At 75.2% G+C, this 26,705-nt stretch carries 26 protein-coding genes; 14 read left to right on the plus strand and 12 right to left on the minus strand.

The genetic code is table 11. The annotated features are described in order from the left end of the window. Positions 1-1,653: calcium-binding protein (locus PAI11_RS12615; protein WP_138974285.1), on the plus strand; the 1,653-nt coding region annotated here is incomplete at its 5' end. Between the two features lie 254 nt (positions 1,654-1,907). Here the strand turns inward: PAI11_RS12615 and PAI11_RS24375 are convergent. The 3 genes from PAI11_RS24375 to PAI11_RS24380 are packed head-to-tail and all read right to left on the minus strand — an operon-like array spanning position 1,908 to position 5,263. Beyond that, entirely contained in the window at positions 1,908-2,672 is a 765-nt protein-coding gene (locus PAI11_RS24375) for a lysophospholipid acyltransferase family protein (RefSeq protein WP_007575234.1), read from the minus strand. A 24-nt stretch (positions 2,673-2,696) separates the two neighbouring features. After that, positions 2,697-4,178 carry a glycerol kinase GlpK gene (glpK, locus tag PAI11_RS12625; protein ID WP_007575235.1) on the minus strand — a complete coding sequence of 494 codons (1,482 nt, stop codon included), beginning with the start codon at positions 4,176-4,178 and terminating at the stop codon, positions 2,697-2,699. Next, a complete protein-coding gene (locus PAI11_RS24380) occupies positions 4,175-5,263 on the minus strand; it encodes an alpha/beta hydrolase (RefSeq protein WP_007575237.1) in 1,089 nt (362 codons plus the stop codon). The genes glpK and PAI11_RS24380 overlap by 4 nt, the downstream gene beginning before the upstream one ends. A 78-nt stretch (positions 5,264-5,341) precedes the next feature. Here PAI11_RS24380 and PAI11_RS12635 point away from each other — a divergent pair, with 78 nt between their 5' ends. Beyond that, positions 5,342-6,157: an enoyl-CoA hydratase/isomerase family protein gene (locus tag PAI11_RS12635; protein WP_007575239.1), complete on the plus strand. Its 816-nt coding sequence runs from the start codon at positions 5,342-5,344 to the stop codon at positions 6,155-6,157. A 43-nt stretch (positions 6,158-6,200) separates the two neighbouring features. Beyond that, the gene (locus PAI11_RS12640) at positions 6,201-7,019 is read left to right on the plus strand and encodes an exodeoxyribonuclease III (RefSeq protein ID WP_007575240.1); all 819 of its coding nucleotides are present in this window, start codon (positions 6,201-6,203) and stop codon (positions 7,017-7,019) included. 8 nt (positions 7,020-7,027) lie between these two features. On the opposite strand, the gene PAI11_RS12645 is transcribed toward PAI11_RS12640, so the two are convergent. Further along, complete coding sequence (locus PAI11_RS12645; RefSeq protein ID WP_007575242.1) at positions 7,028-8,353, minus strand: mannosyltransferase family protein; 1,326 nt, start codon at positions 8,351-8,353, stop codon at positions 7,028-7,030. A 138-nt stretch (positions 8,354-8,491) separates the two neighbouring features. Between PAI11_RS12645 and PAI11_RS12650 the strand changes: the two genes are divergently transcribed. The 4 genes from PAI11_RS12650 to PAI11_RS24385 all read left to right on the plus strand — a co-directional run bounded on the left by PAI11_RS12650 (position 8,492) and on the right by PAI11_RS24385 (position 12,153). Further along, positions 8,492-9,094 (plus strand): TetR/AcrR family transcriptional regulator, encoded by a 603-nt coding sequence (locus tag PAI11_RS12650; RefSeq protein ID WP_007575244.1) that lies wholly within the window; start codon positions 8,492-8,494, stop codon positions 9,092-9,094. A gap of 142 nt (positions 9,095-9,236) precedes the next feature. Further along, the gene (locus tag PAI11_RS12655; protein ID WP_007575246.1) at positions 9,237-10,673 is read left to right on the plus strand and encodes a DHA2 family efflux MFS transporter permease subunit; all 1,437 of its coding nucleotides are present in this window, start codon (positions 9,237-9,239) and stop codon (positions 10,671-10,673) included. Positions 10,674-10,814: 141 nt separating this feature from the next. Further along, positions 10,815-11,441, plus strand: a complete 627-nt coding sequence (locus tag PAI11_RS12660; RefSeq protein WP_007575248.1) for a hypothetical protein — start codon at positions 10,815-10,817, stop codon at positions 11,439-11,441. 19 nt (positions 11,442-11,460) lie between these two features. Next, on the plus strand, positions 11,461-12,153 hold the full coding sequence (locus PAI11_RS24385) for an alpha/beta hydrolase (protein ID WP_007575250.1): 693 nt from the start codon (positions 11,461-11,463) through the stop codon (positions 12,151-12,153). On the opposite strand, the gene PAI11_RS25485 is transcribed toward PAI11_RS24385, so the two are convergent. Continuing rightward, positions 12,137-12,307 carry a rubredoxin gene (locus PAI11_RS25485; RefSeq protein WP_081488406.1) on the minus strand — a complete coding sequence of 57 codons (171 nt, stop codon included), beginning with the start codon at positions 12,305-12,307 and terminating at the stop codon, positions 12,137-12,139. The genes PAI11_RS24385 and PAI11_RS25485 overlap by 17 nt on opposite strands. 144 nt (positions 12,308-12,451) lie before the next feature. On the opposite strand from PAI11_RS25485, the gene PAI11_RS24390 reads away from it, so the two are divergent. Together PAI11_RS24390 and PAI11_RS12675 are read left to right on the plus strand one after the other, a co-directional pair. Then, the gene (locus tag PAI11_RS24390; RefSeq protein WP_050897230.1) at positions 12,452-13,153 is read left to right on the plus strand and encodes an NUDIX hydrolase; all 702 of its coding nucleotides are present in this window, start codon (positions 12,452-12,454) and stop codon (positions 13,151-13,153) included. A 62-nt stretch (positions 13,154-13,215) separates the two neighbouring features. Beyond that, positions 13,216-14,265, plus strand: coding sequence for an NAD-dependent epimerase/dehydratase family protein (locus PAI11_RS12675; RefSeq protein ID WP_007575253.1), 1,050 nt, complete (start codon positions 13,216-13,218; stop codon positions 14,263-14,265). Positions 14,266-14,271: 6 nt separating this feature from the next. Here the strand turns inward: PAI11_RS12675 and PAI11_RS24395 are convergent, their stop codons facing one another. Together PAI11_RS24395 and bktB are read right to left on the minus strand one after the other, a co-directional pair. Next, positions 14,272-14,703 carry an SCP2 sterol-binding domain-containing protein gene (locus tag PAI11_RS24395; RefSeq protein WP_007575255.1) on the minus strand — a complete coding sequence of 144 codons (432 nt, stop codon included), beginning with the start codon at positions 14,701-14,703 and terminating at the stop codon, positions 14,272-14,274. A 177-nt stretch (positions 14,704-14,880) separates the two neighbouring features. Beyond that, complete coding sequence (gene bktB, locus PAI11_RS12685; protein ID WP_040600121.1) at positions 14,881-16,068, minus strand: beta-ketothiolase BktB; 1,188 nt, start codon at positions 16,066-16,068, stop codon at positions 14,881-14,883. 164 nt (positions 16,069-16,232) lie between these two features. Here bktB and PAI11_RS12690 point away from each other — a divergent pair, with 164 nt between their 5' ends. Together PAI11_RS12690 and PAI11_RS12695 are read left to right on the plus strand one after the other, a co-directional pair. Continuing rightward, positions 16,233-16,940, plus strand: coding sequence for an MBL fold metallo-hydrolase (locus PAI11_RS12690; RefSeq protein WP_007575258.1), 708 nt, complete (start codon positions 16,233-16,235; stop codon positions 16,938-16,940). Then, a complete protein-coding gene (locus PAI11_RS12695) occupies positions 16,940-17,566 on the plus strand; it encodes a TetR-like C-terminal domain-containing protein (protein WP_007575260.1) in 627 nt (208 codons plus the stop codon). The genes PAI11_RS12690 and PAI11_RS12695 overlap by 1 nt, the downstream gene beginning before the upstream one ends. 24 nt (positions 17,567-17,590) lie before the next feature. Here the strand turns inward: PAI11_RS12695 and PAI11_RS12700 are convergent, their stop codons facing one another. From PAI11_RS12700 to PAI11_RS12710, 3 genes are all read right to left on the minus strand, one after another. After that, on the minus strand, positions 17,591-18,409 hold the full coding sequence (locus PAI11_RS12700) for an MBL fold metallo-hydrolase (RefSeq protein ID WP_007575263.1): 819 nt from the start codon (positions 18,407-18,409) through the stop codon (positions 17,591-17,593). A 127-nt stretch (positions 18,410-18,536) separates the two neighbouring features. Beyond that, positions 18,537-19,556: a glycosyltransferase family 2 protein gene (locus tag PAI11_RS24400; RefSeq protein ID WP_007575265.1), complete on the minus strand. Its 1,020-nt coding sequence runs from the start codon at positions 19,554-19,556 to the stop codon at positions 18,537-18,539. Between the two features lie 33 nt (positions 19,557-19,589). Next, on the minus strand, positions 19,590-20,207 hold the full coding sequence (locus PAI11_RS12710; RefSeq protein ID WP_007575266.1) for a TetR/AcrR family transcriptional regulator: 618 nt from the start codon (positions 20,205-20,207) through the stop codon (positions 19,590-19,592). 105 nt (positions 20,208-20,312) lie between these two features. Here PAI11_RS12710 and PAI11_RS12715 point away from each other — a divergent pair, with 105 nt between their 5' ends. Together PAI11_RS12715 and PAI11_RS12720 are read left to right on the plus strand one after the other, a co-directional pair. After that, positions 20,313-21,752 carry an MFS transporter gene (locus PAI11_RS12715; protein WP_007575268.1) on the plus strand — a complete coding sequence of 480 codons (1,440 nt, stop codon included), beginning with the start codon at positions 20,313-20,315 and terminating at the stop codon, positions 21,750-21,752. A 22-nt stretch (positions 21,753-21,774) separates the two neighbouring features. Beyond that, positions 21,775-22,497 (plus strand): SGNH/GDSL hydrolase family protein, encoded by a 723-nt coding sequence (locus PAI11_RS12720; RefSeq protein ID WP_007575270.1) that lies wholly within the window; start codon positions 21,775-21,777, stop codon positions 22,495-22,497. 38 nt (positions 22,498-22,535) lie between these two features. On the opposite strand, the gene PAI11_RS12725 is transcribed toward PAI11_RS12720, so the two are convergent. Next, on the minus strand, positions 22,536-23,456 hold the full coding sequence (locus PAI11_RS12725; protein WP_007575272.1) for a TIGR03620 family F420-dependent LLM class oxidoreductase: 921 nt from the start codon (positions 23,454-23,456) through the stop codon (positions 22,536-22,538). A 94-nt stretch (positions 23,457-23,550) separates the two neighbouring features. Then, the gene (locus PAI11_RS12730) at positions 23,551-24,600 is read right to left on the minus strand and encodes a TerC family protein (protein ID WP_007575273.1); all 1,050 of its coding nucleotides are present in this window, start codon (positions 24,598-24,600) and stop codon (positions 23,551-23,553) included. Positions 24,601-24,789: 189 nt separating this feature from the next. Here PAI11_RS12730 and PAI11_RS12735 point away from each other — a divergent pair, with 189 nt between their 5' ends. Continuing rightward, entirely contained in the window at positions 24,790-26,664 is a 1,875-nt protein-coding gene (locus tag PAI11_RS12735) for a nicotinate phosphoribosyltransferase (protein ID WP_007575275.1), read from the plus strand. Positions 26,665-26,705 lie beyond the last annotated feature (41 nt).

Consider the following 26,705-nt stretch of genomic DNA (forward strand, 5'->3'; position numbering starts at 1 on the left):
CTCCCGGCCGGCGTCGGCGGCGGGGTCGCGGCAGGCTCCTCGCCCGCCCGCACCGTGATCGGCGCGGCCGACCGCCGATCGCGGCGCGCGGCCGTCGCCGACGTCTCCAGCGGCCGGCTGCTGCGCACCGTCCGGGTCGGCCGCGGAGCCGGTCTGCCCGCGATCGGCGACGCCGACACCAAGCTGCTGGTCGCCGACCGCGGCGATCGCACGCTCTCGCTGGCCCCGGTCGACGCCCGCAGCCGCACGCGGATCCGCCACCTCGGCGCGCGGGCGCCGACGGCGATCGCCGTCCAGCCCGGGCTGGCGGTCAAGATCGGGACCGCCGGACCCGACCTGCTGCTGGGAACCCGCGGGCCGGATCGGCTGGTCGGGCTCGGCGGCGACGACGACCTGCGCGGCGGGCGCGACCTCGACGTCCTCGAGGGCGGCGAGGGCAACGACCGCCTGGACGGCGGGACCGGGCAGGACCAGCTCGACGGCGGCCCGGGCAACGACCGGATCAGCGGCCGCGACGGCAGCGATCGGGTGCTCGGCGGGGACGGCGACGACGACGTCCAGACCGGCCAGGGCGACGACCGGATCGATCTCGGCGCCGGCAACGACAGGGCCGACGGCGGCGACGGCGACGACACGACGATCGGCGGCCCCGGCAACGACCAGATCGTCGAGCACGGCCTCGGCAACGACACGCTGCTCGACGGCGGCGAGGGCGACGACGTGATCGTCGGCAATCGCGGGACCGACAAGCTGGTCGGGGGACCGGGCGACGACCAGCTCGACGCCGGCAGCGGCAGCGACCGGATCGACGCCGGGCCGGGCGCCGACCACGTCCTGACGGGCACCGGCGACGATCGGGTCGACGCCGGCGGCGAGGACGACGTCGTGGTCGGCGACATCGGCGCCAACCGGATCTCGGGCGGCGGCGGCAACGACCAGGTCGACGGCAACTCCGGCAACGACGCGATCGACACCAGCGCCGGCGACGACGTGGTGGTCGGCGGCCCCGGGCGCGACGCGATCGACGCCGGCTCGGGCGACGACCAGGTGCGGGTCGCCGACCAGAACACCGACACCGTCGACTGCGGGCCCGGCGAGGACACCGTCTTCGTCGAGGATCACGCGCCGACCCGCGACCGGCTGACCCGCTGCGAGCACGTGGTGCCGGTCCCCGCCGAGCCCGGCCACGACCTCGGGCGCCCCTCGAACGTGATCTTCGGGACCGCGGGCGACGACGTCCGGATCGGCACCGACGGCATCGACACCATCATCACCGGCCCCGGCAACGATCAGATCGACGGGCTCGCCGGCGACGACTACGTCGACGGCGAGGACGGCGACGACGTCGTCCACGGCGGCCCCGGCAACGACGACGTCCACGGCCGCAAGGACGACGACCAGGCGTCCGGCGACGACGGCGACGACCGGGTGACCGGGGCCAGCGGCGACGATCGCGTCTCGGGCGGCCCCGGCAACGACGTCGTGATCGGCAGCGCCGGGCGCGACGTGATCAGCGGCGACGAGGGCGACGACCGGATCGAGGCGATCGACGGCGAGGTCGACCGCGTCAGCTGCGGCCCGGGCAACGACAGCGCGCTGCTGGACCTCGACGACGTGCTCCTCGACGGCAGCTGCGAGCGGGTGGTCCGCTGAGGGGTCGGATCGCGGGCGTGACCGATGACCCGTCCACCCCGCGACCTCCGACGCGGAGTCGCGGGCCCCGCGCGCCGATGATCTCCCCATGACCACCCGCCCCGTTCCCGGAAGGAGTCACGCCATGTCCCATCACCGCCTCGCCTGGGCGGCGGCCGCCACCGCCTACGTCGCCCTCTGGCGCGCCGCCTACCGCAACGTGACGGCCGCGCCCCGCGTCGTCCGCTAGCTGCTCGCGCCAGCTCGGCCCGGACTCAGCCGGCGGCCACGTGGGCCCGGGCCGCTGCCCGCGCCCGCCGCGGATCGGCGTCGAGGACCGCGTACAGCTCCTTGATGCCGTCGAAGATCTCGTCCGCCGTCGCGCGGGCGTCCTCGCGCGAGACGTTGCCGGTGCCCTGCGCCTCGTAGCGGAACGGATGGCCGAAGAGGACCGTGATCCGGGGCAGCTGACCGCGCTTCCAGTTGCGCACGTGGGAGCTGCCGTGGATCGCCGCCGGCACCACGGTCGCGCCGGACTCGAGCGCGAAGCGGCCGATCCCCGGCTTGGCCCGGTCGGCGAGCTTGCCGCTCCGCGAGCGCCCGCCCTCGCAGTAGGTCGCCATGCAGCCGCCGCGGGCGAGGATCGCCGCGACGGTCTCGAAGGCGGCCGTGTCGGCCTTCCCGCGCTGGATCGGGAAGGTGCCGCCGGTCGTGTAGATGCAGTCCAGCGGGCGCACGAACATCTGCGACTTGGCCATGAAGTGGATCTTCCGCCGCAGCCCGAGGCCGAGGAAGAAGTGGTCCATGTTCGAGAAGTGGTTCGGGGCGATGATCAGCGGCCCCGACCGCGGCACCCGCTCGGTGCCGTAGGGCCGGACGCGGAAGGCCGCGAGCCCGATCAGGCTCGTCAGGCAGCGGACGACCTCGTAGGTCGGGCCCGGCTCGGCCCGCCGGGTCCGCTCGTGGTAGCGGAGGAACTGCTCCGCCGGCCGCTCGTCGCGGTAGACCTGCGGCTTGAGCTTGACGAGGTCGTCGGCCATCGCCTGCGAGCGTAGCGCCGCCCGTCACTCCGGGAGGACCTGCCGCAGCGACCGCGAGACGGCGTCGCGCCAGCCGGCGTGCAGGGTCTCGGCGTGGTCGCGGGACATCGCCGGCTCGTAGGCCGCCGCCTGCCGCCAGGTGCGGGTGACCTGGCGCTGGTTCCAGGCGCCGACGCCGACGCCGGCCATGTACGCCGCCCCGAGCGCGGTCGTCTCGTGGATCGCCGGGACGACCACCGGCACCCCGAGCATGTCGGCCTGGAACTGCATCAGCCAGCGGTTGGCGGTCGCGCCGCCGTCGGCCTTCAAGACCCGCAGCGGCTCGTGGGCGGCGGCCTCCATCGCCCGGACCGCGTCGAGCGTCTGGTAGGCGATCGACTCCAGCGTCGCCCGGGCCAGGTGCTCGCGGGTCGATCCGCGGGTCAGGCCGGTGACCGTCCCCCGCGCGTAGGGGTCCCAGTGGGGCGATCCGAGCCCGGCGAAGGCGGGCACCAGGTAGACGCCGTCGTTGGAGGACAGCGACGCCGCCATCGGCTCCGTCTCGCCCGCGCTGTCGATGATCCGCAGCCCGTCGCGCAGCCACTGGACCGCCGCGCCGGTGGCGAAGACCGACGCCTCGTAGGCGAACATCGTGCGGTCGCCGATCCGCCAGGCGACGGTCCGCAGCAGCCCCTCGCGCTGGGCCGGCACCTGGTCGCCGGTGTTGACGAGCACGAACGACCCGGTGCCGTAGGTGTTCTTGCCCTCGCCGCGGTCGAGGCAGGCCTGGCCGTAGAGCGCGGCCTGCTGGTCGCCCGCGACCCCGGCGACCGGGCAGCGGGCGTCGCCGAGCACCCCGGGGCGGACCGTCCCGAAGCCGCCGATCGAGGGACGGATCTCCGGCAGCGCCCGCGGCGGCACCCCGAGCAGCTCGCACAGCTCCTCGTCCCAGGTCCCCGTGTCGAGCCGGTAGAGCATCGTCCGCGACGCGTTCGAGGGGTCGGTGACGTGCTCGCCCGTCAGCTGGAACAGCAGCCACGAGTCGATCGTGCCGAAGACCGCCGTCCCCCGCAGCGCCCGCTCCCGCAGCTCCGGGGCGTGCTCGAGCAGCCAGGCGATCTTGGTGCCCGAGAAGTAGGGGTCGAGCACCAGCCCCGTCCGCTCGCGGATCAGCGGCTCGTGCCCCTGCTCGCGCAGGCGATCGCAGATCCCGGCGGTCCGGCGGTCCTGCCAGACGATCGCCCGGTGCAGCGGCTCGCCGGTCGCCGGGTCCCAGACGCAGATCGTCTCGCGCTGGTTGGTGATCCCGATCGCCCGCAGGTCGGCCGTGTCGACGCCGGCGTCGTCGCAGGCCTCCAGCGCGACCTCGCGCGTGACCGCCCAGATCTCGGCGGCATCGTGCTCGACCCAGCCGGGCTGCGGGAAGTGCTGGGCGAACTCGCGGTAGCCGCGGCCGATCAGCTCTCCCTCGCCGTCGACGACGAAGCAGGTCGTCCCGGTCGTCCCCTGGTCGATCGCGAGGATCACGACGGCAGCAGGTCGGCCGGGTCGGCGGCGGCCGGCGACCCGGCCTCGACGGTCGTCTCGTCGCTGGCGGCCGCCGCGGCGTCGGCGCCGGTCGGGCGGTGGGCGGCCCCGGCCGGCAGGACGTCGGCGAGGAAGCTCCCGATCCGCGCGGTCGCGTCGCGGCCCTCGGGCAGGTTGCCCCAGATCGGCGGCACGTGCGGGACCCGCTCGAAGACCTGGACCTCGGTGCGGACGCCGGCGGCGGCCAGGCGCTCGGCGACCCGCAGGCTGTCGTCGCGCAGCAGCTCGGTGCTGCCGACCTGCAGCAGCGTCGGCGGCAGCCGGGCCTGGAGCTCGTCCGGACCGAAGATCGGCGAGCAGCGCCAGTCGCCCGCGTCGAGCCCGGCGCACGCCACCCGCGCGCAGCGCCAGAGGGCGATCTCGGGGATGAACGGGTCGATCCCGTCGTGGGCGCGGACGCTGGCGCCGCTCATCGTCAGGTCGCTCCAGGGCGACAGCAGGACCAGGCCGGCCGGACGCGGCAGCCCGGCCTCGGCGGCGTGCAGCAGCAGCCCGTGGGCCAGGTTGCCGCCGGCCGAGTCGCCGGCGACGACGATCCGCGACGGGTCGTGGTCGCGCAGCAGCGCCCGGTAGACGGCCAGCGCGTCTTCGATCGGCGCCGGCAGGGTGGCCACCGGCGGCAGCCGGTAGTCGGGCACGACGACCGGGATCCCGCTGACGTGCGAGAGCTGCGACGTCAGCACCCGGTGGGTCCGCGGCGACCCGAAGACGTAGCCGCCGCCGTGCAGGTAGAGCAGGATCGGCTCGTCGTCGCTGCGCCGCTCGATCGCCCGCGGGGCCCGGACCCACTCGACCGGGACGCCGTCGATCGTCGCGACCTCGACCTCGGTGCCCTGCTTGGCCCGCACCCGACGTCCGCGCGGCTCGGTGATCCGCTGCAGCAGCAGGACCCCGCGCGGCGTCATCCGCCAGCCGGCGGCGAGCGGACGGAGGATCCGCCGCAGCCGCCGCTCGAAGACGATCGCCGCGGGGCTCGGCGGCCCGAGCTCGAGGACGACGGGGCCGACGGGCGCACCGGGAGCCATGTGGCGCAGCCTACAGCGCGATCGTTCCACGACGGGCGAACCGGAACCGGCCACCGGCGCTCTATCGTCCCTGCCCCGATGGCCGGCCAGCTCCTCCGCGACCACCCCGCCGACGGCGTCCTGCGCCTGACGATCTCGAACCCCGGCAAGCTCGGCGCGCTCGATCACCCGATCCTCGACGCGCTCGCGGCGGCCGTCACCGAGGCCTGCGCCGCCGACCACGACGGCCCGCCGATCCGGGCGATCCTCCTGACCGGGACCGACGGCCGCTTCTCCTCGGGCTACGACCTGGGCGAGCTGGCCGCCGGCCCGGCCGACGTCTTCGCCGAGCAGGCCGAGGCGCTGGTGGCCCACCCGTTCACCGCCGCGATCGACGCCGTCGAGGCCTGCACCCTGCCGACGATCGCCGCGCTGCCGGGCCACGCGATGGGCGGCGGGCTGGAGCTGGCGCTGGTCTGCGACCTGCGGATCGCCGCCGACCACATCCGCCTGGCGATGCCGCCGGCCAAGCTCGGGCTCGTCTACTCCCACACCGGCCTGCGCCGCTTCGTCGACGCGATCGGCAGCCCCCGCACGCGCGAGCTGTTCCTGCTCGGGCGGGCGATCGACCCCGGGACCGCGCTCGCCTGGGGCCTGGTCAACCGCGTCGTCCCCGCCGCCGAGCTGGACGCCGCCGCGCTCGACCTGGCGTCGGGCCTGGCCGCCGGTGCGCCGCTCGCGCAGCGGGGCAACAAGCGCGCGCTGCGGGCCCTGCTGGACGCCGAGGGCGCGTTGCCGGCCGACGTCGAGGAGGAGCTGCTGGCGCTCCGCCGCGCGAGCTTCGTCAGCGAGGACCTGCTCGAGGGCGTGCGCGCGTTCGCCGAGAAGCGGCCGCCGGAGTGGCGGGGCCGGTGAGGGTGGCGGGCCGCTCGCCGGGAGCGGCTGCAAGGATCCCCCCGTGCGCCTGATCAGCTGGAACGTCGCCTCGTTGCGCGCCCGCCTGCCGCGGGTGCTGGAGCTGCTGGAGGAGCTGTCCCCCGACGTCCTCTGCCTGCAGGAGACGAAGTGCAGCGCCGCCCAGTTCCCGCGGCTGGAGATCGAAGCGGCGGGGTACCGGATCGACGACTACTCGGCCGGCCCGTGGAACGGCGTGGCGATCCTCTCGCGCGCCGACGTGGCCGACGCGGCGCCGACCGAGCCGCTGGCCGGGCTGCCCGGCGAGCACGACCCGACCGAGGCCCGCTGGCTCGAGGCGACCGTCGGCGGGCTCCGGATCGCGACCGTCTACGTGATCAACGGCAAGGCGCTCGACCATCCCGACTACCGCTCGAAGCTCGCGTTCCTCGACGCGATGGCCGAGCGGGCGCGGACGCTGGCCGCCGGCGGGCCGCTCGTGATCATGGGCGACATGAACGTCTGCCCGACCGATCGCGACTGCTACGCGCCGGAGCAGTTCGCGGGCACGACCCACACCTCGGAGTCCGAGCGGGCGGCGCTGCGCGCGGTGCTCGAGGCCGGCGACCTGGCCGACGCGTTCGTCGCGGTCAACGGCGAGGAGTTCCCGGCCGACGACCCGAAGGGCCCCGGCGGCCCCCGCTACACCTGGTGGGACTACCGGGCCGGCAACTTCCACAAGAACCTCGGGCTGCGGATCGACCTGGCGCTGCTGGACCGCGAGACCGCCGCCCGCGCGAGCCGGGTCTGGGTCTCGCGCGAGTTCCGCAAGGGCGCCAAGCCCTCGGACCACGCGCCGCTGGTCGTCGACCTGGAGGACTGAGGGCGGCGCTACGGCGCCCAGGTCCAGCTGACGAACAGGATCGACCAGCCGGCCTGCAGCACCAGCAGCAGCGGCGCCAGCCAGCGCATCCGCTGGCCCTTGTGAGCCCACAGGCCGAGGGCGACCACGATCGGGAAGCAGGCCATGATGAACCGCGGCAGCGACATCAGCGGCTGCTGCATCGACGGCACCGACAGCGGGTAGGCGAGCGAGATCGCTCCCCACGCGACCCAGCTGACCGGCATCCGCCGCCGTCCCCACCAGAGCACGGCGCCGGCGGCGACGACGACGGCGAGCAGGACGGTGTCGCGGGCCAGGGCCAGGCCGGGGAGCTGCCCCGGCGCCAGCGGATCCATCCGCCAGGCGCCCGCCAGGTCGCCGATCCGGCCGACGACCGCCCAGACGCCCGCCCCGAGGCCGCCGATCGGCGTCAGGAAGGTCCGGGCCCAGTCGCCCTGCGCCCGGATCGCGCCGAGCGGGTCGCCGGTCTGGATCCCCAGGTAGGCGGCGTAGGCCAGCAGGCCGGCGGGCACCAGCCCGATCCACAGCCACTCGCGGCCGCGCAGCGACCGCCGGCCACCGACCCGCCACCAGCGGACGTCGGCGCGCAGCGGCGTCGCCCCCGCCCGCCGGCCCCACAGGTACTCGACCATCAGCGGCAGCACCAGCAGGATCCCGATGCTGCGGCAGGACGCGGCGGCGGCGCCGAGCGCCCCGGCGACGACCCAGCGGTTCTGGCGCGCCGCCCACAGGCTGCCCAGCGACAGCACCAGGAACAGGGCCTCGGTGTAGATCGCCGAGAGGAAGATCGCGGGCGGCACGTAGGCCGCGACCCGCACCACGGTCCGGGCCGTGGCGACGTCGCGGGCCTTGGCGACGATCCGGTGCAGCGCGGTCAGGAAGCCGATCGCGCAGGTCCAGGAGATCAGCAGCCCCGCCGGCACCAGCGCCCCGCCGAGCGGCGCCGAGACGACGCTCATCAGCAGCGGGTAGAGCGGGAAGAACGCCGAGCGCGACGGGTCGGTCGGCGTGTAGCCGCCCTGCGCGATCGTCAGGTACCAGGAGCTGTCCCAGCGGCAGCCGGGCGCGATCAGGGCGTCGAGGCCGCCGATCGCGGTCGGCCGGCACTCCCACATCGGGTCGAGCCGCGCGCCGCGCGACCCCGCCCAGCCGAAGAGCGCGATCGTCAGCAGCCCGGCGGCCCAGACCACCGCCCGCGAGAGCGCGAACGCCCGGACCGCCTCGCGCAGGGCGAGGAGGAGGTCGGCCCCGATGGCCTCCTCGAGCACGCCCGTGGCGGGGCGTGCGACCGTGCGCGCGGTCCGATCGTCCACGCCGGAAAGGATCGCGGGTCGCGCGCGAGGATGCGGTGACGGCGACGTGAACCGCAGGCGAAGGCGATGTCGAGCGCCGGACCGGCGTCGACGACAGGGCCTTGACAGCGGATGGAAGTAAGTACATACTCACCGTCGATGGCGACCGCCCGACTGACCGCCGAGGAACGCCGCGAGCAGGTGCTCGAGGTCGCGACGACGCTGGTCGCCGCCCGCGGCTTCGACGCCACCCCGACGGCCGCGATCGCCGAGGGGGCCGGCATCTCGCACGCCTACCTGTTCCGGCTCTTCCCGGCCAAGCTCGACCTCGTGCGGGCGCTCGTCGCCCGCTGCAACGCCAGGGTCGAGCACGTCATGGATCGCGCCGCGACCGAGGCCCGCGCCGCCGGCGAGGAGCCGCTGCCGGCGATGGGCAGGGCCTACTCCGAGCTGCTGGCCGACCGCGATCAGCTGCTGCTGCAGCTGCACGCCCACGCCGCCTCGCCGACCATGCCCGAGGTCCGCGAGGCGATGCGGGAGTCGTTCGAGCGGCTCTCGGCGCTCGTCCGGCGCGAGGCCGACGTCACCCCGGAGGAGGTCCGCGCCTTCTTCGCCCAGGGGATGCTCTGCAACGTGATGGCCGCGCTCGACCTCTACGGGGTCGACGCCGACTGGGCGCGGACGCTGACCGGCGCTCCGCCCTGGTCGGACGACGAGTCCTGCGCCCCGCCGCGCCCGGAGGGCCCGCCCGCCCGCGCCTGACCCACCTTCCCGCGTGACCCGGCGGCCTCGGCCGCCATTTTCCGGCGCCCAAGGAGAGTGAGTACTCACATCCTTCCTGGCGCGCCGCCACCCGCTTCGCCCCCGCCCCACCACAGCCACCACCCCGAGGAGCACGATCTCCATGTCCACCAGCAGCTCGCCCGCCTTCCCGCTGCGCGTCGTCGTGATCGTCGCGCTGGCGGTCTTCATGACCTCGCTCGACAACCTCGTCGTCGGCGTCGCCCTGCCCTCGATCCAATCCGACCTCGGCGGCTCGCTCGAGTCGCTGGAGTGGACCGTCAACGGCTACACGCTCGCCTTCGCCGTCTTCCTCCTGACCGGCGCCGCGCTCGGCGACCGCTTCGGCCGCAAGCGGATGTTCCTCGTCGGCCTGACCATCTTCACCCTCTCCAGCGCGCTGGCCGCGCTCTCGACCTCGATCGACGTCCTGGTCGCCGCCCGCGCGCTGCAGGGCCTCGGCGCCGCGATCGTGACCCCGCTGACGCTGACGATCCTGGCCGACGCCGTGCCGCAGGAGAAGCGCGGCCTGGCGATCGGGATCTGGGGCGGCATCGGCGGCCTCGGCGTGGCGGTCGGCCCGGCCGTCGGCGGCGCCGTCGTCGAGGGCCTGCACTGGGCCTGGATCTTCTGGCTCAACGTCCCGGTCGGCCTGATCCTGCTGCCGGTCGCCTACCGCCACCTGCGCGAGTCCCACGGCGACCGATCCCCGATCGACCGTCCCGGCCTGCTGCTGGCGACCGTCGGGCTGTTCAGCGTGACCTTCGGGATCGTCCGCAGCCAGGTGCTCGGCTGGGGCTCGACGACCGTCGTCGCCTCGCTCGCGGTCGGCGTCGCCCTGCTGACCGGCTTCGTGCTCTGGGAGCTCCGCGCACGGGCGCCGATGCTGCCGATGAAGCTCTTCCGCTCGATCCCGTTCGCCGCCACCAACGGCCTCTCGTTCGCGATGTTCTTCGGGATGTTCGGCTCGATCTTCCTGCTCAGCCAGTTCTTCCAGGTCGCGCAGCAGATGGGTCCGCTCGAGGCCGGCCTGCGGACGCTGCCGTGGACCGCGATGCCGGTCCTGGTGGCCCCGATCGCCGGGATCCTCAGCGACCGGATCGGCGCCCGGCCGCTGCTGGTGACCGGGATGGCGTTGCAGTCGATCGCGCTGTTCTGGCTGTCGCGGGTCTCGACCCCGACCGTGCCCTACGGCGAGATGATCGCGCCGTTCGTGCTCGCCGGCGTCGGGACGGCGCTCGTCTTCGCCCCGGTCGCCGGAGCGGTCCTGGCGTCGGTCCCCGCCGCGATGGCCGGCAAGGCCTCGGGCACGACCAACGCGATCCGCGAGGCCGGCGGCGTCTTCGGCGTCGCGATCCTCGCCACGATCTTCAGCGCCCACGGCGGCCACGGCGATCCGCAGGCGTTCACCGACGGCCTCGTCGCGGCGCTGCCGGTCGGCGCCGCGATGCTCGCGGTCGGCGCCGTCGTCGGCCTGCTGGCGCCGGGTCGCCGGCCCGCGCCCAGCGCGGTCGCAAGCGACGACGGCGTCGGGCTGGCGGTCGCCGCCGAGGGCGCCTGAGCGGGCGGGCGGCGCGGGACCGGCACCGGTCCCGCGCCGCCGATCGGGCTCTGTGACGGTGGGCACTCGCTCGCCGCCGACGCTCTAGGCTGGAGACGGCTGCGTCCCGACGTCGCACCGTCCCCCGACACGGAAGGTCCTATGTCCCGAGCCCGACTCCTGCCGCTGCTGCTCGCCGCCGCGCTGTCGCTGTCCGCCGCCGGCTGCGGCGGCGACGACGACAAGCCGAGCACCACGTCGGCCAGCACCCCGTCCACCACCAGCTCGACGTCGTCGTCGACCACGAGCCCGACGACGACCACCGACCCGGAGCCGACGACGACCGACCAGTCGTCGACGACCAAGACCAGCGAGACGGAGAAGACGCCGACCACGTCGACCCCGAGCACCCCACTGCAGGACTACACCAAGGGCGGCAGCCCGGCCGACGACAAGACCGCAGACGAGGTCCGCGCCGCGATGCGCGAGTTCCTGACGGCCGTCTCCAAGGGCGACGCCAAGCTGCTCTGCTCGCGGATCATCGGCTTCGACGAGGTCGCCAAGAAGCTCGGCCAGAAGGACGTCAGCTGCGAGTCGCTGCTGAAGAACAGCGCCAACGGCGCGGTCCCGCCGTCGAAGCAGGTGCTGGCCGGGATCGACAAGGCGAAGGTCACGATCAAGGGCGACCGGGCGACCCTCGGCGGCAACGTCGGGCCGCCGATGCGCAAGGTCGACGGCGTCTGGAAGATCGACTACGGCGCGCTGGTGCCCGCGGTCCCCGGCCATTGACGCGGGGCCGGCGCCGCCCGTGAGCGTGCGGACGGTCGTCCACGACGGCCTGACGGTCGACCTCTACGACGCCGCCGATCCGATCGGCGGCGTCGTGCTGCTGCACGGCGCCGGGTCGCGGCGCCAGAACCACGCCGCCGTCGCCGCGATCCTCCGCGACGCCGGCCTGTCGGTCGCGGTCCCCGACCAGCGCGGCCACGGGGACAGCGCGACCGGCCCCGACGGGCGGATGGACGGCCGCGCGATCGACGACGTCGCGAGCGTCGCCGCGCTGCTGCCGCCCGGTCCCCGGCTGCTGCGGGGCGCGTCGATGGGCGGCCTGCTGGCGCTGCTCGCCGCCGAGCGGGTCGGGGCCGCCGCGGTCGTCGCGATCTGCCCGGCTCCGCCGCGGCCGCTGGCGCGGCGGCTGACCGACGGGTCGTATGCGGTCGCGGTCGACGCGGCGCCGCTGCGCGAGCTGCTGGAGCACGCCGATCCCGCGACCGCGGTGGCGGGGCTCGGGGCGCGGCTGCTGCTGGTCCACGCCGACGGCGACGAGGTCGTCCCCGTCGCCCACAGCCGCGCCCTGCACGAGCAGGGCGGCGGCCGGTCGAGCATCGTGGTCCTGCCGGGCGGCGATCACGCGTCGACGGGGCACGATCCCGCCGTCGTCGCGCTCGGCGCCCGCTTCCTGGGCGGTTGGGCCCAGGCGGCCGCTAGTCCATCCGCGTGAACTCGCGCTTGCGCGCGCCGCAGACGGGGCAGAGCCAGGTGTCCGGGATGTCCTCGAACGCGGTTCCGGGCGGGATCCCGCCGTCCGGATCGCCCTCGGACGCCTCGTACACGTACCCGCAGGCCTCGCAGATCCACTGCGCGTCGTCACTCATAGGCGGCAAGAGTAGATGAGTCGTTCGGCGTCCGGCGTGGGCGTCGAACACCGCGTCAAGCCGAGACGCTGTCGTGATCGCCAACGCGCGTCCGAGCGCGCCGACTCCCGCCCCGACCGCGGCGCGAGAGACTAGGCTGGCTACGTGGCCAGTCCCGCAGAGTCCCCCGCCCGGCCCCGGCCCGCCGCCGCGGTCGTCCCCTTGCGCGACAGCCCGGCCGGGCTCGAGGTGCTCGTCGCCCAGCGGACCCCGGCCGCCCGCTTCATGGGCGGCTTCTGGGTCTTCCCCGGGGGCCGCGTCGAGCCCGGCGACGGCGCGGGCGACGCCGGCAACCGCGCCGCCGCGGCCCGCGAGCTGCGAGAGGAGATCGGCCTGCGGATCGAGGTCGAGCGGCTGGTGCCGCTCGATCGCTGGATCACGCCCGAGGCGCTCCCGGTCCGCTACGACACCGTCTTCTACCTGGCGGCGATCGACGGCGAGCCGACGGTGACGATCGACGGCGAGGAGATCGTCGACCACCGCTGGACGACCCCGCGGCAGCTGCTCGCCGACGCCGCCGCCGCTGTCGCCGTCGTCGCGTTCCCGACCCTGCGCCAGCTCGAGGAGCTGTCCGGCTGGGCCACCACCGCGGCGGCCCTCGCGGCCTGCGCCGGCCGGCCGCTCGACCCCGTCACGCCGGTCATCGACCCCCGCGACGGCGACCCGGTGCTGCGGATCGAGCGGGCCGGCGTCGCGCGCGAGTTCGGCGTCGACGGCGTCCCGGCCGCGGAGCGCCCGCCGGCCGAGCGCCCGATCGGGGGGAACGAGCCCGCCGGACCCGCCGACGGCCCACCGTCGCGGGGATAGCATCGGCCGACCACCCGCCGGCGCCACCGGTCCGGCGGTCCACCGAGCAGGAGCCGCAGCCCATGCCCTCGAAGTCCGACGCCGGTCGCACCAGCGGCCTGAACGTGGCAGTGACGGGACCCACCGGCGCCGTCGGTCGCGCCGCGATCGACGCGCTGGAGCGCTCCGACGAGATCGGGCGGATCATCGGGCTCTGCCGCCGCGGCGGGGATCCGGCCGCCTACGGCTGGACCAAGACCGAACTGCGGCAGGGCGACGTCGCCGACCCCCAGGCGGTCCGCGACCTGGTGACGGGGGCCGACGTGGTGCTGCACCTGGCGTTCCTGGTGCTGGCCGACGAGGACGAGGGCGCTCGCACCAACCTGACCGGGTCGCGGACGGTCTTCGACGAGGCCGTGACCGCCGGCGTCAAGCGGATCGTCCACGTCTCGTCGATCACCGCCTACGGGTCGCCTCCCGGCGGCGGCCTGGTGACCGAGGAACAGCCGCTGCACCAGCCCGGCCCGGGCCGCCCGTACGCGTCGCACAAGGTCGAGGCCGAGCGCGAGCTCGAGGTCCACGTCGCGGGCACCGAGACCGAGGCCTACGTGATCCGGCCGGCGCTGGTCGCCGGCCCGGCGGCCCACCTGGTGATCCGCTCGCTGCCCTACGTGCGGCTCGGCCAGCGGCTGCCGTCGGCGATGCTGGCGCTGCTGGACCAGATGCCGATCCTCAAGCCGGTGCTGCCCGACCCCGGAGCCGAGTTCCAGGTCGTCCACCACGACGACCTCGCGAGCGCACTGCTGGCCGCGGTCCTCGGCCGCGGCACGCCGGGGGCCTACAACATCGCCGGCCCGGGGACGTTCACCGTCCGCGACCTGGCGTCGGCGCTCGGCTGGTACACGGTGCCGCTGCCGGAGCTTGCCGCCGACGCGGTCGCCGAGATCGCCGACCGGCTGCCGTTCCTCCCGCCCGAGGCGCAGTGGCTGGACGCGGCCCGGCGCCCGGTCCACGTCGATGCCGAGAAGGCCCGCCGCGAGCTCGGCTGGACGCCCGAGCACGACGCCGGCGACGCGATCCGCGAGACCGTCCGGGCGCACCGCGCCGATCTGACGGCCGCGGTCGACGGGTAGGGCGCGCTACGAGGCGACGGTCGCGAGCAGGTCCTCGCGACCTGCCGCGCGCAGCAGCTGCTCGTAGCGCGGGACGATCTCGCCCGTCAGCCCCAGCAGGTCGAGGACCTTGCGCGAGTCGCCCTTGGCCTGGATGAAGCCGCGGGCGACGCCGATCGCCACGTTCTGGTGGCCGAGCCACAGGTGATGGGCGACGTCGGCGTCCATCGTCAGGACGACGTCCGGCTCCGGCACGTCCTCGCCGGGCTCGCCGAGCGCGACCCGGGCCGGCTCCGCCGAGCGGGCGACCAGGGTCACCGTGGCGTCGGGGTGCCGGCACTTCAGCTGGACGACCGTGTCGAGGTGCGTCAGCCGCGCCCCGAGGTCGGGGTCGACGGCCAGCTCCTGGAGGAGTCGGCCGAGGCTCTCGTGGACGTCGTCTGCTGTGGTGAAGAGCACGGACTGAAGTGACGGATCGGGTCCACCGTCGGCCCCGGACCCTAACGCGATCGGCGCCGATCTGCACCCCGCTCGTAGCGGATGCCACGCGCCCTGCACGGACGGACACGCTGTCCGCATCCGTCCGCAGACGTTTCGGGGACTCCGGCCCGCTCGATCAGCAGCGCGGTCGGGAGATCAGGCCCGCTCGATCAGCAGCGCGATGCCCTGTCCGCCGCCGATGCAGAGCGAGATCAGGCCGTACTGGCTGCCGGTCCGGTGCAGCTCGCTGATCGCCTTGACGGTGATCGCGGTGCCCGAGGCGCCGATCGGGTGGCCGAGGGCGATCGCGCCGCCGTTCGGGTTCACGCGGGCGTCGTCGTCGGCCAGGCCCAGCTCGCGGGTGACGGCCAGCGACTGGGCGGCGAACGCCTCGTTCAGCTCGATCACGGCGATGTCGTCGAGCGCCACGCCGGTGCGGTCGAGGACCTTGCGGATCGCGGTGACCGGGCCGATGCCCATGATGTTCGGGTCGACGCCGGTGACGGCGTAGCCCAGGATCTTCGCCTTCGGGGCGATGCCCAGCTCGGCGGCCTTGGCCTCGCTCAGCAGCGTCACCGCAGCGCCGGCATCGTTGAGGCCCGAGGCGTTGCCGGCCGTGACGGTGCCGTCCTCGCGCTTGAAGGCCGGCTTCAGCTTGGCCAGGCCCTCGAGCGAGATGTCCGGGCGGATGTGCTCGTCGGCGTCGAAGACGACCTCGCCCTTGCGGGTCTTGATGACGACCGGCGCGATCTGGTCGGCGAACCTGCCGGCCTCGCGGGCGGCAGCGGCCTTCTGGTGGCTGCGGTAGGCGAAGGCGTCCTGGTCCTCGCGCGAGATCGCGTCGCGGACGGACAGGTTCTCCGCCGTGACGCCCATGTGGATCTTGCGGAACGGGTCGGTCAGGCCGCCGACGACCGGGTCGACCATCGGCGACGGGCCCATCTTGGCGCCCCAGCGCGCGTTGGGGATCCAGTACGGCGCCTGCGACATCGACTCCGCGCCGCCGGCCAGGGCGACGTCGACATCGCCGGTCTGGATGTGCATCGCCGCGGTCACGATCGACTGCACGCCGGAGCCGCAGAGCCGGTTGACGGTCAGCGCCGGCGTCTCCTGCGGGATCCCGGCGTTGATCGAGACGACCCGCGACATGTACATGTCGTCGGTGCTCGAGTGGATCACGTTGCCGAAGACGACGTGCTCGATCTGGCCGGGCTCGAGGCCGGCGCGCTCGATCGCGGCCTTGGCCGCGGTCACCCCGAGCTCGGTCGCGGGGACGTCCTTGAGGGACTTCCCGTAGCTGCCGATCGCGGTGCGAGCGGCCGAGGCGATGACGACACCGGTCATGAGGTCTCCTGCGGTCTTCCGGGGCGGACCGGCGCGTCGATCGCGCCGTAGGGCGGGGAGGGTAGCGACGATGCGGCCGCGCGCGCCGGCCCCTTCCGGTGACGGCCGCGGACCGCGACCGCGGGGACTTGCGCATCTGAACTAATGGTCGTAGTTTAATTCCTATGAGTCGTAACCCCTCCCCCTCGACCCCTTCCGGCATCGTCCGCCTGACCCGCTTCGGCCTGATCAACGCCTACCTCGTCCCCGAGGAGGACGGCCTGACCCTGGTCGACGCGATGATCCCCAAGTCCGAGAAGGCGATCCTCGCCGCCGCCGAGCGGCTCGGCCGGCCGATCGTGCGGATCGTGCTGACCCACGCCCACGACGACCACGTCGGCAGCCTCGACGCGCTGGCCGCCGCGCTGCCCGACGCCGAGGTCCTGATCTCCGCGCGCGACGCCCGCCTGCTGGCCGGCGACCGCTCGCTCGACCCCGGCGAGCCGCAGGCCAAGCTCCGCGGCGGACTCAAGGGCCAGTCCACCGCCCCGACCCGGACGCTGGCCGCCGGCGACCACGTCGGCTCGCTGCTGGTGGTCGCGGCGCCCGGCCACACCCCCGGCCAGATCGCGCTGCTGGACGAGCGCGACGGCACCCTGATCTGCGCCGACGCCTACACGACCGCAGGCGGGGTCAACACGACCGCCACGATCCCGTGGCGGTTCCCGCTCGCCGGCGTCGCGACCTGGCATAAGCCGACCGCGCTGGAGACCGCGAAGGCGCTGCGGGCCCTCGAGCCGGCCCGCCTGGCGCCGGGGCACGGCCAGATCGTCGAGCAGGCGGGCGGGGATCTGCTGCCGGCGATGGACCGGGCGATCGCGCGGGCCTCCTGATGGCGGAGCCGGGCGGGCGCCGGCGCGCCGGCGACGACGGGCGGGCGGGCGGCGGGCGGCGGCGACCCGGGCTCGACGGCGAGCAGGTCGTCGGCGCCGCCCTCCGGATCGCCGACGCCGACGGCCTGGCCGCCGTCACGGTCGCGCGGGTGGCCGCGGACCTCGGCGTTCGGGCGCCGTCGCTCTACAACCACGTCGACGGGCTCGACGGGCTGGTCCGCGGGATCGCGCTCCGGGCCCTGGGCGATCTCGAGGCGGCGCTCTCGCGGGCGTCGGTCGGTCGCTCGGGCAGTGCCGCGGTGCGCGCGGCCGCCGACGCCTATCGCGCCTACGCCCTCGCCCATCCCGGGGCCTACGCGGCGACCCAGCAAGCCCGCCCGGATGCCGACCCGGAGCTCCAGGCCGCCGCCCAGCGCACGACCGAGGTGCTGCTGGCGGTCCTCCGCGACTGGCGGCTGGAGGGCGACGAGCTGATCCACGCGGCACGCGCCGTCCGCAGCGCCCTCCATGGCTTCGTCGTCCTCGAGGCCGACGCGGGCTTCGGCCTGCCGGTCGACCGCGACGCCTCGTTCGCGTGGCTGGTGACGATGCTGATCGGCGGCCTCGACGCGACCCGCGATCGCTGACGCGCGCGTCAGGCGGAGCGCGCCCTACAGCCCGTCGAAGTCCCCGAACCGCTGACGCTCGACGCCGTCCGGCAGGCGCCCCTCGTCGGCGAGCTTGTCCAGGTGGGCCTGGAGCGTCACCGCCGCGGCCAGGCGCAGGATCCCGGGCGCGTCGTCCCAGACCCGGTCGAGCAGCTCGTCGACGGTCCGCAGCCCGCCGTCGAGCGCGACGACCAGCCGCGCCTCGCGGTCGAGCCGGTGGGCGACGTACTCGTCGAGCTTGGCGGCCGGGTCCTCGACGAGCGGGCCGTGACCGGGCAGCAGCAGCGCCAGGTCCCGCGCGCGCAGCCCGCGGAGGGCGGTCAGGTAGCCCTGGAGGGCACCGGCGTGCGGCACCAGCAGGACGCTGCCCGTCCCGAGCACGGTGTCGCCGACGAAGGCCGCGTCGCCGGCCAGGAAGACGACGTGGTCGGAGGCGTGACCGGGCGTCTCGACGACGGCGAACGGGCCGATCCGGTCGCCCTCGGACACCGCGACGGCCGTCGCGCCGCCGGGCGCGTCCGCCGGCAGCCAGCCGGCCTTCGACGCGACCGGCGCGGGGCCGGTCCGGTGCAGCAGGCCGGCGACGCCGTCGGCGTGGTCGCCGTGGCGGTGCGTCAGGACGACGCCGGCGAGCCCGCCGCCCTCGGCGACGGCCGCCGCCAGCGCGTCGAGGTGCTCGTCGAGGTCCGGGCCCGGATCGACCACCCAGACCGCGTCGCCGTCGGCCAGCAGCCAGCTGTTGGTGCCGTCGAGCGTCTTCGGCCCCGGGTTGTCGGCGCGCAGCAGGCGGATGCCGCGGGAGGTCAGGGGCGCGTCGGCCATCGGCCGAGCGTACCCGTCGGGCCCCGTCGGCCTGCCGGGGGGCGGTCGTGACGTTCCGGTCAGTAGGCGACCGAAACGTGCGGATGACCCGACCCCGAACCCGAACCGACCCGACCCGACCCGACCCTCAGAGCATCACGATCCGGTGGCGCACCGCGCCGGTCCCGATCGCCGCCACCTCGACCAGGTCGCAGGCCAGCCGGTACGGGGCCAGCAGCGGCCCGGTCCGGTAGTCGACCAGCCGCAGGACGTAGGGCATCGCCAGCCACCAGCGGATCAGCGCCCAGGCCGGCCCCCGCCGTGGCCCGCGCAGGCCCGACGGGCGCGCGGCCCGTGCCGGCGAGCGCGGCCGCAGCGCCAGCGCCGCCAGCGCCCGGAACAGCCACCAGTGCCAGGTGCTCCAGAAGACGCCGGCGATCAGCTCGCGCCGCAGGCCCGGGTGGCGGCGGAAGACGGCCGGCACGTAGCGCCAGCGCCAGCCCTTGGCCAGCCGGCCCCACGGCCCCTGCTGGATCACGCCGTGGTGGACCAGCGCCTCGCCGGCCCAGATCACCTGCGCGCCGGCCTCGATCGCGCGCCATCCCAGGTCGGTGTCCTCGCCCGCGATCACCAGCGACTCGTCGAAGCCGCCGAGCCGCTCCAGCAGCGCTCTCGGGTAGGCGATGTTCGCGGTCTCGAACCGCGGCCCCGCCTCGTGGACCCAGAGCGTGGTCGAGAACGGCCCGAAGTCGCGCGGGAACTCGGCCGGATCGGCGTCGACCCGGCCCTGGACCAGCGCGGCCTCCCGATCGCCCCCGGCACCGCGGTGCCACGCGTCGAGCAGCGCCTCCAGCCACCGCGGCACCGGCACGCAGTCGTCGTCCACGAACGCCACCAGCGGCGCGGTCGCCGCCCGCCAGCCGCGGTTGCGTGCCACCGCGGGCCCCTGGGGCCGCTCCTGGCGCAGCACCCGCAGGCGCAGGTCCCCCGCCGCGGCGGTCGCCTCGAGCAGCTGCTCGACCGCGCTCCCGGCCGACGCGTCGTCGCAGACGACCAGCTCGAAGGCGTCGGTCCCGATCGTCTGCGTCCGCAGGCCGTCCAGCAACCGCGCCAGCCGCTCGGGCCGGTCGCGCGTGGGCACGACGACGGAGACGAGCGGTTCGGCCACGGCGCGCAGGCTATCCGCCGTGGCCGGCAGCGGTCAGGCGGCGACCTCGGCCGTGCGGCCGAGGACCCAGTGCATCGCGCGCAGCGTCAGCTCCGGCGCGGAGGCGGTGTCCTGGATGCCGCGCTCCGGGTTGGTGTTGACGGCCAGCGAGTCGAGCGCGAAGGCGACGATCTCGGGGTCCGTGTCCGCCGGCAGGTCGCCGTCCTCGATCGCGGTCCGGACCTCGGCGACCAGCGTCCGGCGCCAGCGCCGCAGGGCCCGCGCCAGCTGCTCGTGGACGGGGCCGACCCGATCGTCGAACTCGAACGCGGCCGCCGCCATGAAGCACCCGCCCCGGAACGGCGGATCGCTGATGTAGCTCGTCCAGGAGCGGCAGATCGCGAGCAGCCGCTCGATCCCGGGCCGAGCGTCGGCGGCCGGCTCCCAGACCCGCGCCCGGAAGAGCCCCGACGCGTACTCGAGGGTCGCCAGCTGCAGGCCCTCCTTGGTGCCGAAGTGCCCCAGGACACCGGCCTTGCTGAGCCCGACGTCGGCGGCCAGGCGACCGATCGTCAGGCCTTCGAGGCCGTCGACGGAGGCCACGTCGGCGGCCCGGGCGAGGATCGTCGCCCGGGTCTCGCGGGCTTCGGCATCGGTTCGTCGGCCAGCCATCGACGCCGATCATAGCAACCGCTCGATCGCCTTTTTGACTTCCGAACGATCGGTATCTATATTTGCCGCCACGTTCCTGCCCGACCCCGCCCGGAGGCACGTCGAATGCCTGCTCACCGCTCCTCCAATCTGCCGCTGCTGCTCGCCTGCGGCGGCTCGTTCCTCGCCTTCCTCGACGTCACGATCACCAACCTCGCGATCCCCGACCTGGTCCGCGACCTCGACACCGACGTCAGCGCCCTGTCGTGGGTCGTGACGCTCTACACGGTGCTGCTCGCCGCCCTGCTGGCCCCGGCCGGGCGCGTCGCCGACGTGCTCGGCCGGCGGCGCCTGTTCGCGGTCGGGGTCTCGCTCTTCACGCTCGCATCGCTGGCCGCGGCGCTGGCGCCCGGTCTCGGCCCGCTGCTCGCCGCTCGCGGCGTCCAGGGGATCGGCGCCGCGGCGATGATCCCGGCGTCGCTCGCCTTCGTCCTCGCCGACACCGCGCCCGAGCGGCGAACGGTCGCGATCGGGCTCTGGAGCGCCTCGGCCTCGGTCGCCGCGGCGCTCGGCCCGGCCCTCGGCGGCGTCCTCGTCGACGGCTTCGGCTGGCGCGCGCTGTTCCTGATCAACGTCCCCGCCGGAGCGCTGCTGGCCTGGCTCGCGCTGCGGGCCCCGGCCGCCGAGATCCGCCGCGAGCGCCTGCCGGACCCGCTCGGCACCGTCCTCGTCGCGCTCGGGATCGGCCTGCTGGTGCTCGCCGTGACCGAGGGCCAGAGCTGGGGCTGGGACGACGGGCGGACGGTCGCCGCGCTGCTGGCCGCGATCGCCGCGACGGCCTGGGCGCTGTGGCGCTCGCGCGGCCACGCGGCGCCGGCGCTCCAGATCGACCTCTGGCGCAGCGGCACCTACGCCGCCGCCAACGGGGTCTCGCTGCTGTTCGGCGCGGCGCTCTACGCCTGGCTGCTGATCGGCGTCCTCTTCCTGACCGACGTCTGGGGCTACTCCGAGCTGCAGGCCGGCTTCGCGATGACCCACGGCGCGGTCGCGTCGGCCGCGGTCGGGATCGCGATCGGGGGCTCGTCGCGGCGACCGTCGCCGCGGGCGCTGGCCGTCGGCGGCGCGCTGCTGATGGCCGTGACCGGCGCGGCGATCGCGATCGCGCTGCCCGAGCGTCCGGCCTTCCTGGCCCTCTGGCTGCCGGCCGGGATCGTCGGCGGCGTCGGGATGGGCGCGCTCAGCGTCGGCGTCTCGAGCGCGGCCGCGCTGTCCGTCGCCCCGCCCCGCTTCGCCGCCGCGACCGGCCTCAACATCGCCGCCCGCCAGATCGGCGGCGCCGTCGGGGTCGCGCTGCTGGCCGCGATCCTGGCCGGCCGCGACACGACCACCGCGGCCCCGTTCGCGACCGTCTACCTGGTCTGCGCGGCGGCCGCCGCCGGCGCCGCCCTGCTCGCGCTGCGGCTGCGGGTCTCGACGGCGACCGCCGCCCCCGCCCGCGACACCGCCGCGGCACCCGCCCCCGACCCGACCGATCGTCCCGCGGCAGCCGCCCCGGCGACCCGCTGACCCCATCCCGGAAGGACCCGGCATGAGCACGCCCTCCACCATCGACGACGTCCTCTTCGAGGACCTCGACCCGACCGCGATCGCCCCCGACGCGGCCGCCGCGCTGCTCGCCAGCAGCCCTTGGCACCGGCTGGTCGTCGCCGGCGACAGCGTCGCCGCCGGCGTCCGCGAGCCGCGCGCCGGCTACCGCGACCAGAGCTGGAGCGACCGCCTGGTCGCCGCCCTCTCGGCCGACGGCCGCCCGCTGAGCGCCACCAACCTCGGCGTCCGCGGCCTGCGGGTGCGCGAGATCCACGACCGCCAGCTGCAGGCCGCGCTCGACCACCGGCCGGACCTGGTCGTCCTGTCGGCCGGTGCCAACGACGCGCTCTCCCGCCGCTTCGACCCGGTCGCCCTGCGGGGCGAGCTGCGCGCGCTGCTGGAGCCCCTGGTCGACTCCGGTGCCCGGGTCGTGACGATCGGGCTCTTCGACCTGCCGCGGTCGGGACTGCTGCCCGAGCCGCACGCGACCCGGCTGGCCTACGCCTTCGAGGCCCTCGACGCGATCACCCGCGAGCTGGCCGGGACGCTCGGCGCGCTCCACGTCGACAGCCACCACCATCCGCTGGCCGCCGATCCCGGGATCTTCTCCAGCGACCTGATGCACGCCAACGCCCGCGGGCACGCGATCGCCGCGGCCGAGATCGTCCGTGCCCTGGCCGCCGACGCCGGGACGCCGCCCGACCGCACGCGCCGCGACCGCTGACCCCGCGCCGTCGCGGCGCGGGCCGCGACGGCGCGGTCTCAGCCGCCGAGCAGCGTCCCGGCCAGCCGCCGCAGCGTCGCGCGGGAGTCGTCGATCGTCGCGCCGAGCGGCTGGACGAGGACGTGGTCGGCACCGGCGTCCCGGTGGGCCCGGACGCGGTCGGCGATCGCGTCCTCGTCGCCCCAGGCCACGATCGCGTCGACGATCGCGTCCGTCCCGCCGCCGTCGAGGTCGTCGCTGCTCCAGCCCAGCTCCAGCAGCGCGTTGCGGTAGTTCGGCGCGGCCAGGTAGAAGGCCATGTGCTCGCGCGCCCGCGCGCGGGCCGCCACCGGATCGGCCTCCAGCAGCACCGCCTGCTCCGGGATCAGCAGCGGCTCGCGGCCGAGCCGCCGACGAGCCGCCGCGGTGTGCTCCGGCGTCACGAAGTAGGAGTGCGCGCCGGCGGTCCGCTCGCCCGCCAGCTCGAGCATCCGCGGCCGCAGCGCGGCGAGCACCCGCGGGCCGCCGTCGGCCGGCTCCGGGCCGGCGTAGGGCGCGCCGTCCATCCCGTCCAGGTAGGCGCGCATCGCGGTCAGCGGCCGCCCGTAGTCGTGGCCGCGCGCCGTCACCAGCGACGCGTGGCTGACGCCGATCCCGAGCACGAACCGCCCCGGGTAGGCCTCGCTCAGCGCCTGGCCGCCGGCGTGCATCGCGACCGGGTCGCGCGTCCAGATGCTCGCGATCCCGGTCCCGATCAGCAGCCGCTCGGTCGCCGCCAGCAGGATCCCGGCGTGCGCCAGCGGCTCCTTGTTCGACGACCCCTCGCCGACCCAGAGCGAGCCGTAGCCGAGCTGCTCCAGCTCGACCGCCGCCGCGCGCTCGACCACCGCCGGCTGGTCGCCGAGCGCCGTCCACCAGACCCCGACCGGTCCGAGCCGCTCGCGCAGCGCCGCCCGCTCGGTAGCCGTCGTCCCATGCATGTTCGCTTCCCGTCGATCGAGGCCGGACGGCGAGCGTAGCGATCGCCGCCCGACCTCTCGACCGGCTCGGCGATCGCGGTCGCCGGCGGGTCGCTCAGGCGGTCGGCGCGACGGCCGGCGGCGCCCCGCCGGCGCCGTCGTCGGACCCGCCGTCGTCGTGCTCCTTCGGCCAGCGGTTCGAGGCCCAGGCGGCCACCAGCAGGGTGCCGATGATGACGCCGAGCGAGATCCCGATCGGCATGTGCCAGACGTCGCTCAGCAGCATCTTGATGCCGACGAAGCCGAGGATGAACGCCAGGCCGTAGTGCAGGTAGTGGAAGCGCTCCAGCAGCCCGGCGATCAGGAAGAACAGCGACGTCAGGCCGAGCAGGGCGAAGGCGTTGGCGGCGAAGACGATGAAGGTCTCGCGCGTGACCGCGAAGATCGCCGGGATCGAGTCGATCGCGAAGATCACGTCGAAGGTGGCGACCATCGCCAGCGCGGCCAGCATCGGCGTGCCGATCCGCTTGCCGTTCTCGATCGTGAAGATCTTCGAGCCGTCGTAGCTGTCGCTCAGCGGGAAGACCCGCCGGATCAGCTTCAGGATCGGGTTGTTCTCGGGATGGACCTCCTCCTCGGAGTGGGTCGCCATCCGGATCGCGGTGATCACGAGGAACGCGCCGAAGACGTAGATCATCCAGTGGAACGCGTTCAGCAGCGCGCCGCCGACGAGGATGAAGATCGCGCGCAGGACGATCGCGCCGATGATCCCGTAGAACAGCACCTTCCGCTGGGCGTAGAGCGGGACGCTGAAGAACCCGAACAGGATCGTGAAGACGAACAGGTTGTCGAGCGAGAGGCTGCGCTCGATCACGTAGCCGGTGATGAACTCGCCGGCCTGCTTGCCGCCGAAGCCGTCGTGGACGAGCGGCACGACGGCGGTGAACGCGACCGCCAGCACGGTCCAGCCGATGCTCCAGATCACGCTCTCGCGGAACGGCGGGACGTGCGAGTCCTCCTCGCCGTCGCCTTCGCTGTGGCGGTGGACGAAGACGTCCAGCGCGAGCATCGCGACGATGAACGCCGTGAAGGCGATCCAGATGACCGGGGAGACCTCCGAGCCGGTGTTCTCGGTGGACGCCGACGCGAGCAGGGTGACGGACATGGGACGACTCCGACCTCTTGGTTGACTGGGTCGAAGGTCTCTCCCACCACGGGGGCGGACGCACCGGGGCACCATGGGGTGACCGGACTGACGGCGACGTCGCTTGCGGGATACTGCCCTTCCCCGCGAAGGCTACCGGACGAGCGGCCACGCGCCGCGTCCCGGTCGCCGGATCGCCCGCCGTCTCCGATGAGCGTCCTCCAGACCGACCTCTACACCCTGACGATGGCGGACACGTTCGTCCGCCACGGCCGCGACGACCTGGTCTCGTTCGAGGTCGTCTTCCGGCGGCTCCCCGCCGGCCGCTCGTGGCTGATGGTCGCCGGCGTGCACGAGGCGGTGCAGGCGCTGGTCGACCTGCGCGGGACCGCCGACGAGCTGGCCTGGCTGCGGGCCGACGGCCGCTTCTCCCCCGAGCTGGTCGCGCGGCTCGCCGCCCTGCGCTTCGACGGCACGGTCTGGGCCGTCCCCGAGGGCACCTGCGTGCCGGCCGGCGTCCCGGTCCTGCGGGTGACGGCCTCGCGCGTGCAGGCGGCGCTGGTCGAGCCGGTCGTGCTGTCGGTCGTCAACTACGGCACCCGGATCGCCACGACGGCGGCCGAGGTCGTCACCGCCGCGGCCGGGCGGCCCGTCTACGACTTCTCGCTCCGCCGGCTCGACGGCCCGGCCGCCGGCGTCGAGACCGCCCGCGCAGCCTGGGTCGCGGGGTTCGCCGGCACCGCGCTGCCCGAGGCCGGGCTGCGCCACGGGATCCCGACCGTCGGCACGATGGCCCACCACGCGGTGATGGGCCACGGCGAGGAGCACGAGCAGGACGCCTTCGCCGAGGCGCTCGCGGACCACCCCGAGGGCACCGCGCTGCTGGTCGACACCTACGACGTCGAGCGCGGCGTGCGACGGGCGATCGCCGCCGCCCGGGCGACCGCCGTGCCGCTGCGCGGGATCCGGATCGACTCCGGCGACCTGGCGGCCGAGGCCCGGCGGGCCCGCGCGCTGCTCGACGCGGCCGGCCTGGCCGAGACCGAGATCATGCTCTCGGGCGACCTCGACGCGCCCGCGATCGCGCGGATGGTGGCCGACGGCGTGCCGGTCGACGGCTTCGGGATCGGGACCCGGCTGCGCTCCGGCGAGCCGCTCGGCGCCGTCTACAAGCTCTGCGCCCAGCACGACACCGACGACCCCGAGCTGCGCCACGTGATGAAGCGCTCGCCGGGCAAGGAGACCGACCCCGGCGTCCACCAGGTGACCCGCCGCAGCGGCCGCGACGGGCAGCGGCCGGCGGTCGAGCACCTGATCCACCTCGGCCACGAGGCGATCGCGGGCACCCCGCTCCTGCGCCCGGTCGTGCGCCGCGGGACGCCGGTGGCCGCGGCGCTCGACCTGGCCGGCGCCCGGGCCCACGCCGCGGCCGAGCGGCGGATGGTCGAGGCCGGAGCGCGCTTCGTCCCGGCGTCCCGCTCGCCGCAGCTGATGGCCCTGCGCGACCGGCTCTCGCACCCGGCCGCGCTGTCGCCCCGCGACGCGCTGGTGGTCGTGGACGTCCAGCACGACTTCCTGCCCGGGGGCGCGCTCGGCGTCGACGGGGGCGACCTGGTCCTGGGACCGATCGGGCGCCTGCTCGACGCGGCCCGCCAGGCGGGCGCCACGATCGTCGCCTCGCGCGACTGGCACCCCGCGGGTCACGTCTCGTTCGCCGAGCGGGGCGGCCCGTGGCCGTCGCACTGCGTCGCCGGCAGCGACGGCGCGCAGATCCATCCCGCGCTCGACCTGACCGGCGCGACCGTCGTCGACAAGGGGACGGAGCCGGACGTCGACGCCTACTCGGCGTTCGACGGCACCGGGCTGCTGGAGCTGCTGCGCGAGCGCGGGGTCGAGCGGGCCGTCGTCTGCGGCCTGGCGACCGACTACTGCGTGCGGGCGACCGCGCTCGACGCGCTCGACGGCGGCCTGCGGGTGCTGGTCGTGACCGACGCCGTGGCCGCCGTCGACGTGACGACCGGCGACGGCGACCGCGCGCTGGACGAGCTGCGGACCGCCGGCGCGGCGCTCGCGACGGCGCCGTAGGCGGGGCGGGGCGCGAGGCGCGGCGGCCGACCGACGCGACC

The organism is Patulibacter medicamentivorans (assembly GCF_000240225.1).
Classification (GTDB): domain Bacteria; phylum Actinomycetota; class Thermoleophilia; order Solirubrobacterales; family Solirubrobacteraceae; genus Patulibacter; species Patulibacter medicamentivorans.

What these genes read in the sequence shown, in the direction of transcription:
- PAI11_RS12695 (WP_007575260.1), top strand. Translation starts at nt 16,940, where the DNA reads ATGGCGGAGCCGGGCGGGCGCCGGCGCGCCGGCGACGACGGGCGGGCG.
- PAI11_RS12690 (WP_007575258.1), top strand. Translation starts at nt 16,233, where the DNA reads ATGAGTCGTAACCCCTCCCCCTCGACCCCTTCCGGCATCGTCCGCCTG.
- PAI11_RS12700 (WP_007575263.1), bottom strand. Translation starts at nt 18,409, where the DNA reads ATGGCCGACGCGCCCCTGACCTCCCGCGGCATCCGCCTGCTGCGCGCC.
- PAI11_RS12635 (WP_007575239.1), top strand. Translation starts at nt 5,342, where the DNA reads ATGGCCGGCCAGCTCCTCCGCGACCACCCCGCCGACGGCGTCCTGCGC.
- PAI11_RS25485 (WP_081488406.1), bottom strand. Translation starts at nt 12,307, where the DNA reads ATGAGTGACGACGCGCAGTGGATCTGCGAGGCCTGCGGGTACGTGTAC.
- PAI11_RS12675 (WP_007575253.1), top strand. Translation starts at nt 13,216, where the DNA reads ATGCCCTCGAAGTCCGACGCCGGTCGCACCAGCGGCCTGAACGTGGCA.
- PAI11_RS12725 (WP_007575272.1), bottom strand. Translation starts at nt 23,456, where the DNA reads ATGCATGGGACGACGGCTACCGAGCGGGCGGCGCTGCGCGAGCGGCTC.
- PAI11_RS12720 (WP_007575270.1), top strand. Translation starts at nt 21,775, where the DNA reads ATGAGCACGCCCTCCACCATCGACGACGTCCTCTTCGAGGACCTCGAC.
- PAI11_RS12730 (WP_007575273.1), bottom strand. Translation starts at nt 24,600, where the DNA reads ATGTCCGTCACCCTGCTCGCGTCGGCGTCCACCGAGAACACCGGCTCG.
- PAI11_RS12715 (WP_007575268.1), top strand. Translation starts at nt 20,313, where the DNA reads ATGCCTGCTCACCGCTCCTCCAATCTGCCGCTGCTGCTCGCCTGCGGC.
- PAI11_RS12655 (WP_007575246.1), top strand. Translation starts at nt 9,237, where the DNA reads ATGTCCACCAGCAGCTCGCCCGCCTTCCCGCTGCGCGTCGTCGTGATC.
- PAI11_RS12650 (WP_007575244.1), top strand. Translation starts at nt 8,492, where the DNA reads ATGGCGACCGCCCGACTGACCGCCGAGGAACGCCGCGAGCAGGTGCTC.
- PAI11_RS24375 (WP_007575234.1), bottom strand. Translation starts at nt 2,672, where the DNA reads ATGGCCGACGACCTCGTCAAGCTCAAGCCGCAGGTCTACCGCGACGAG.
- PAI11_RS12710 (WP_007575266.1), bottom strand. Translation starts at nt 20,207, where the DNA reads ATGGCTGGCCGACGAACCGATGCCGAAGCCCGCGAGACCCGGGCGACG.
- bktB (WP_040600121.1), bottom strand. Translation starts at nt 16,068, where the DNA reads ATGACCGGTGTCGTCATCGCCTCGGCCGCTCGCACCGCGATCGGCAGC.
- PAI11_RS24380 (WP_007575237.1), bottom strand. Translation starts at nt 5,263, where the DNA reads ATGGCTCCCGGTGCGCCCGTCGGCCCCGTCGTCCTCGAGCTCGGGCCG.
- PAI11_RS12735 (WP_007575275.1), top strand. Translation starts at nt 24,790, where the DNA reads ATGAGCGTCCTCCAGACCGACCTCTACACCCTGACGATGGCGGACACG.
- PAI11_RS12660 (WP_007575248.1), top strand. Translation starts at nt 10,815, where the DNA reads ATGTCCCGAGCCCGACTCCTGCCGCTGCTGCTCGCCGCCGCGCTGTCG.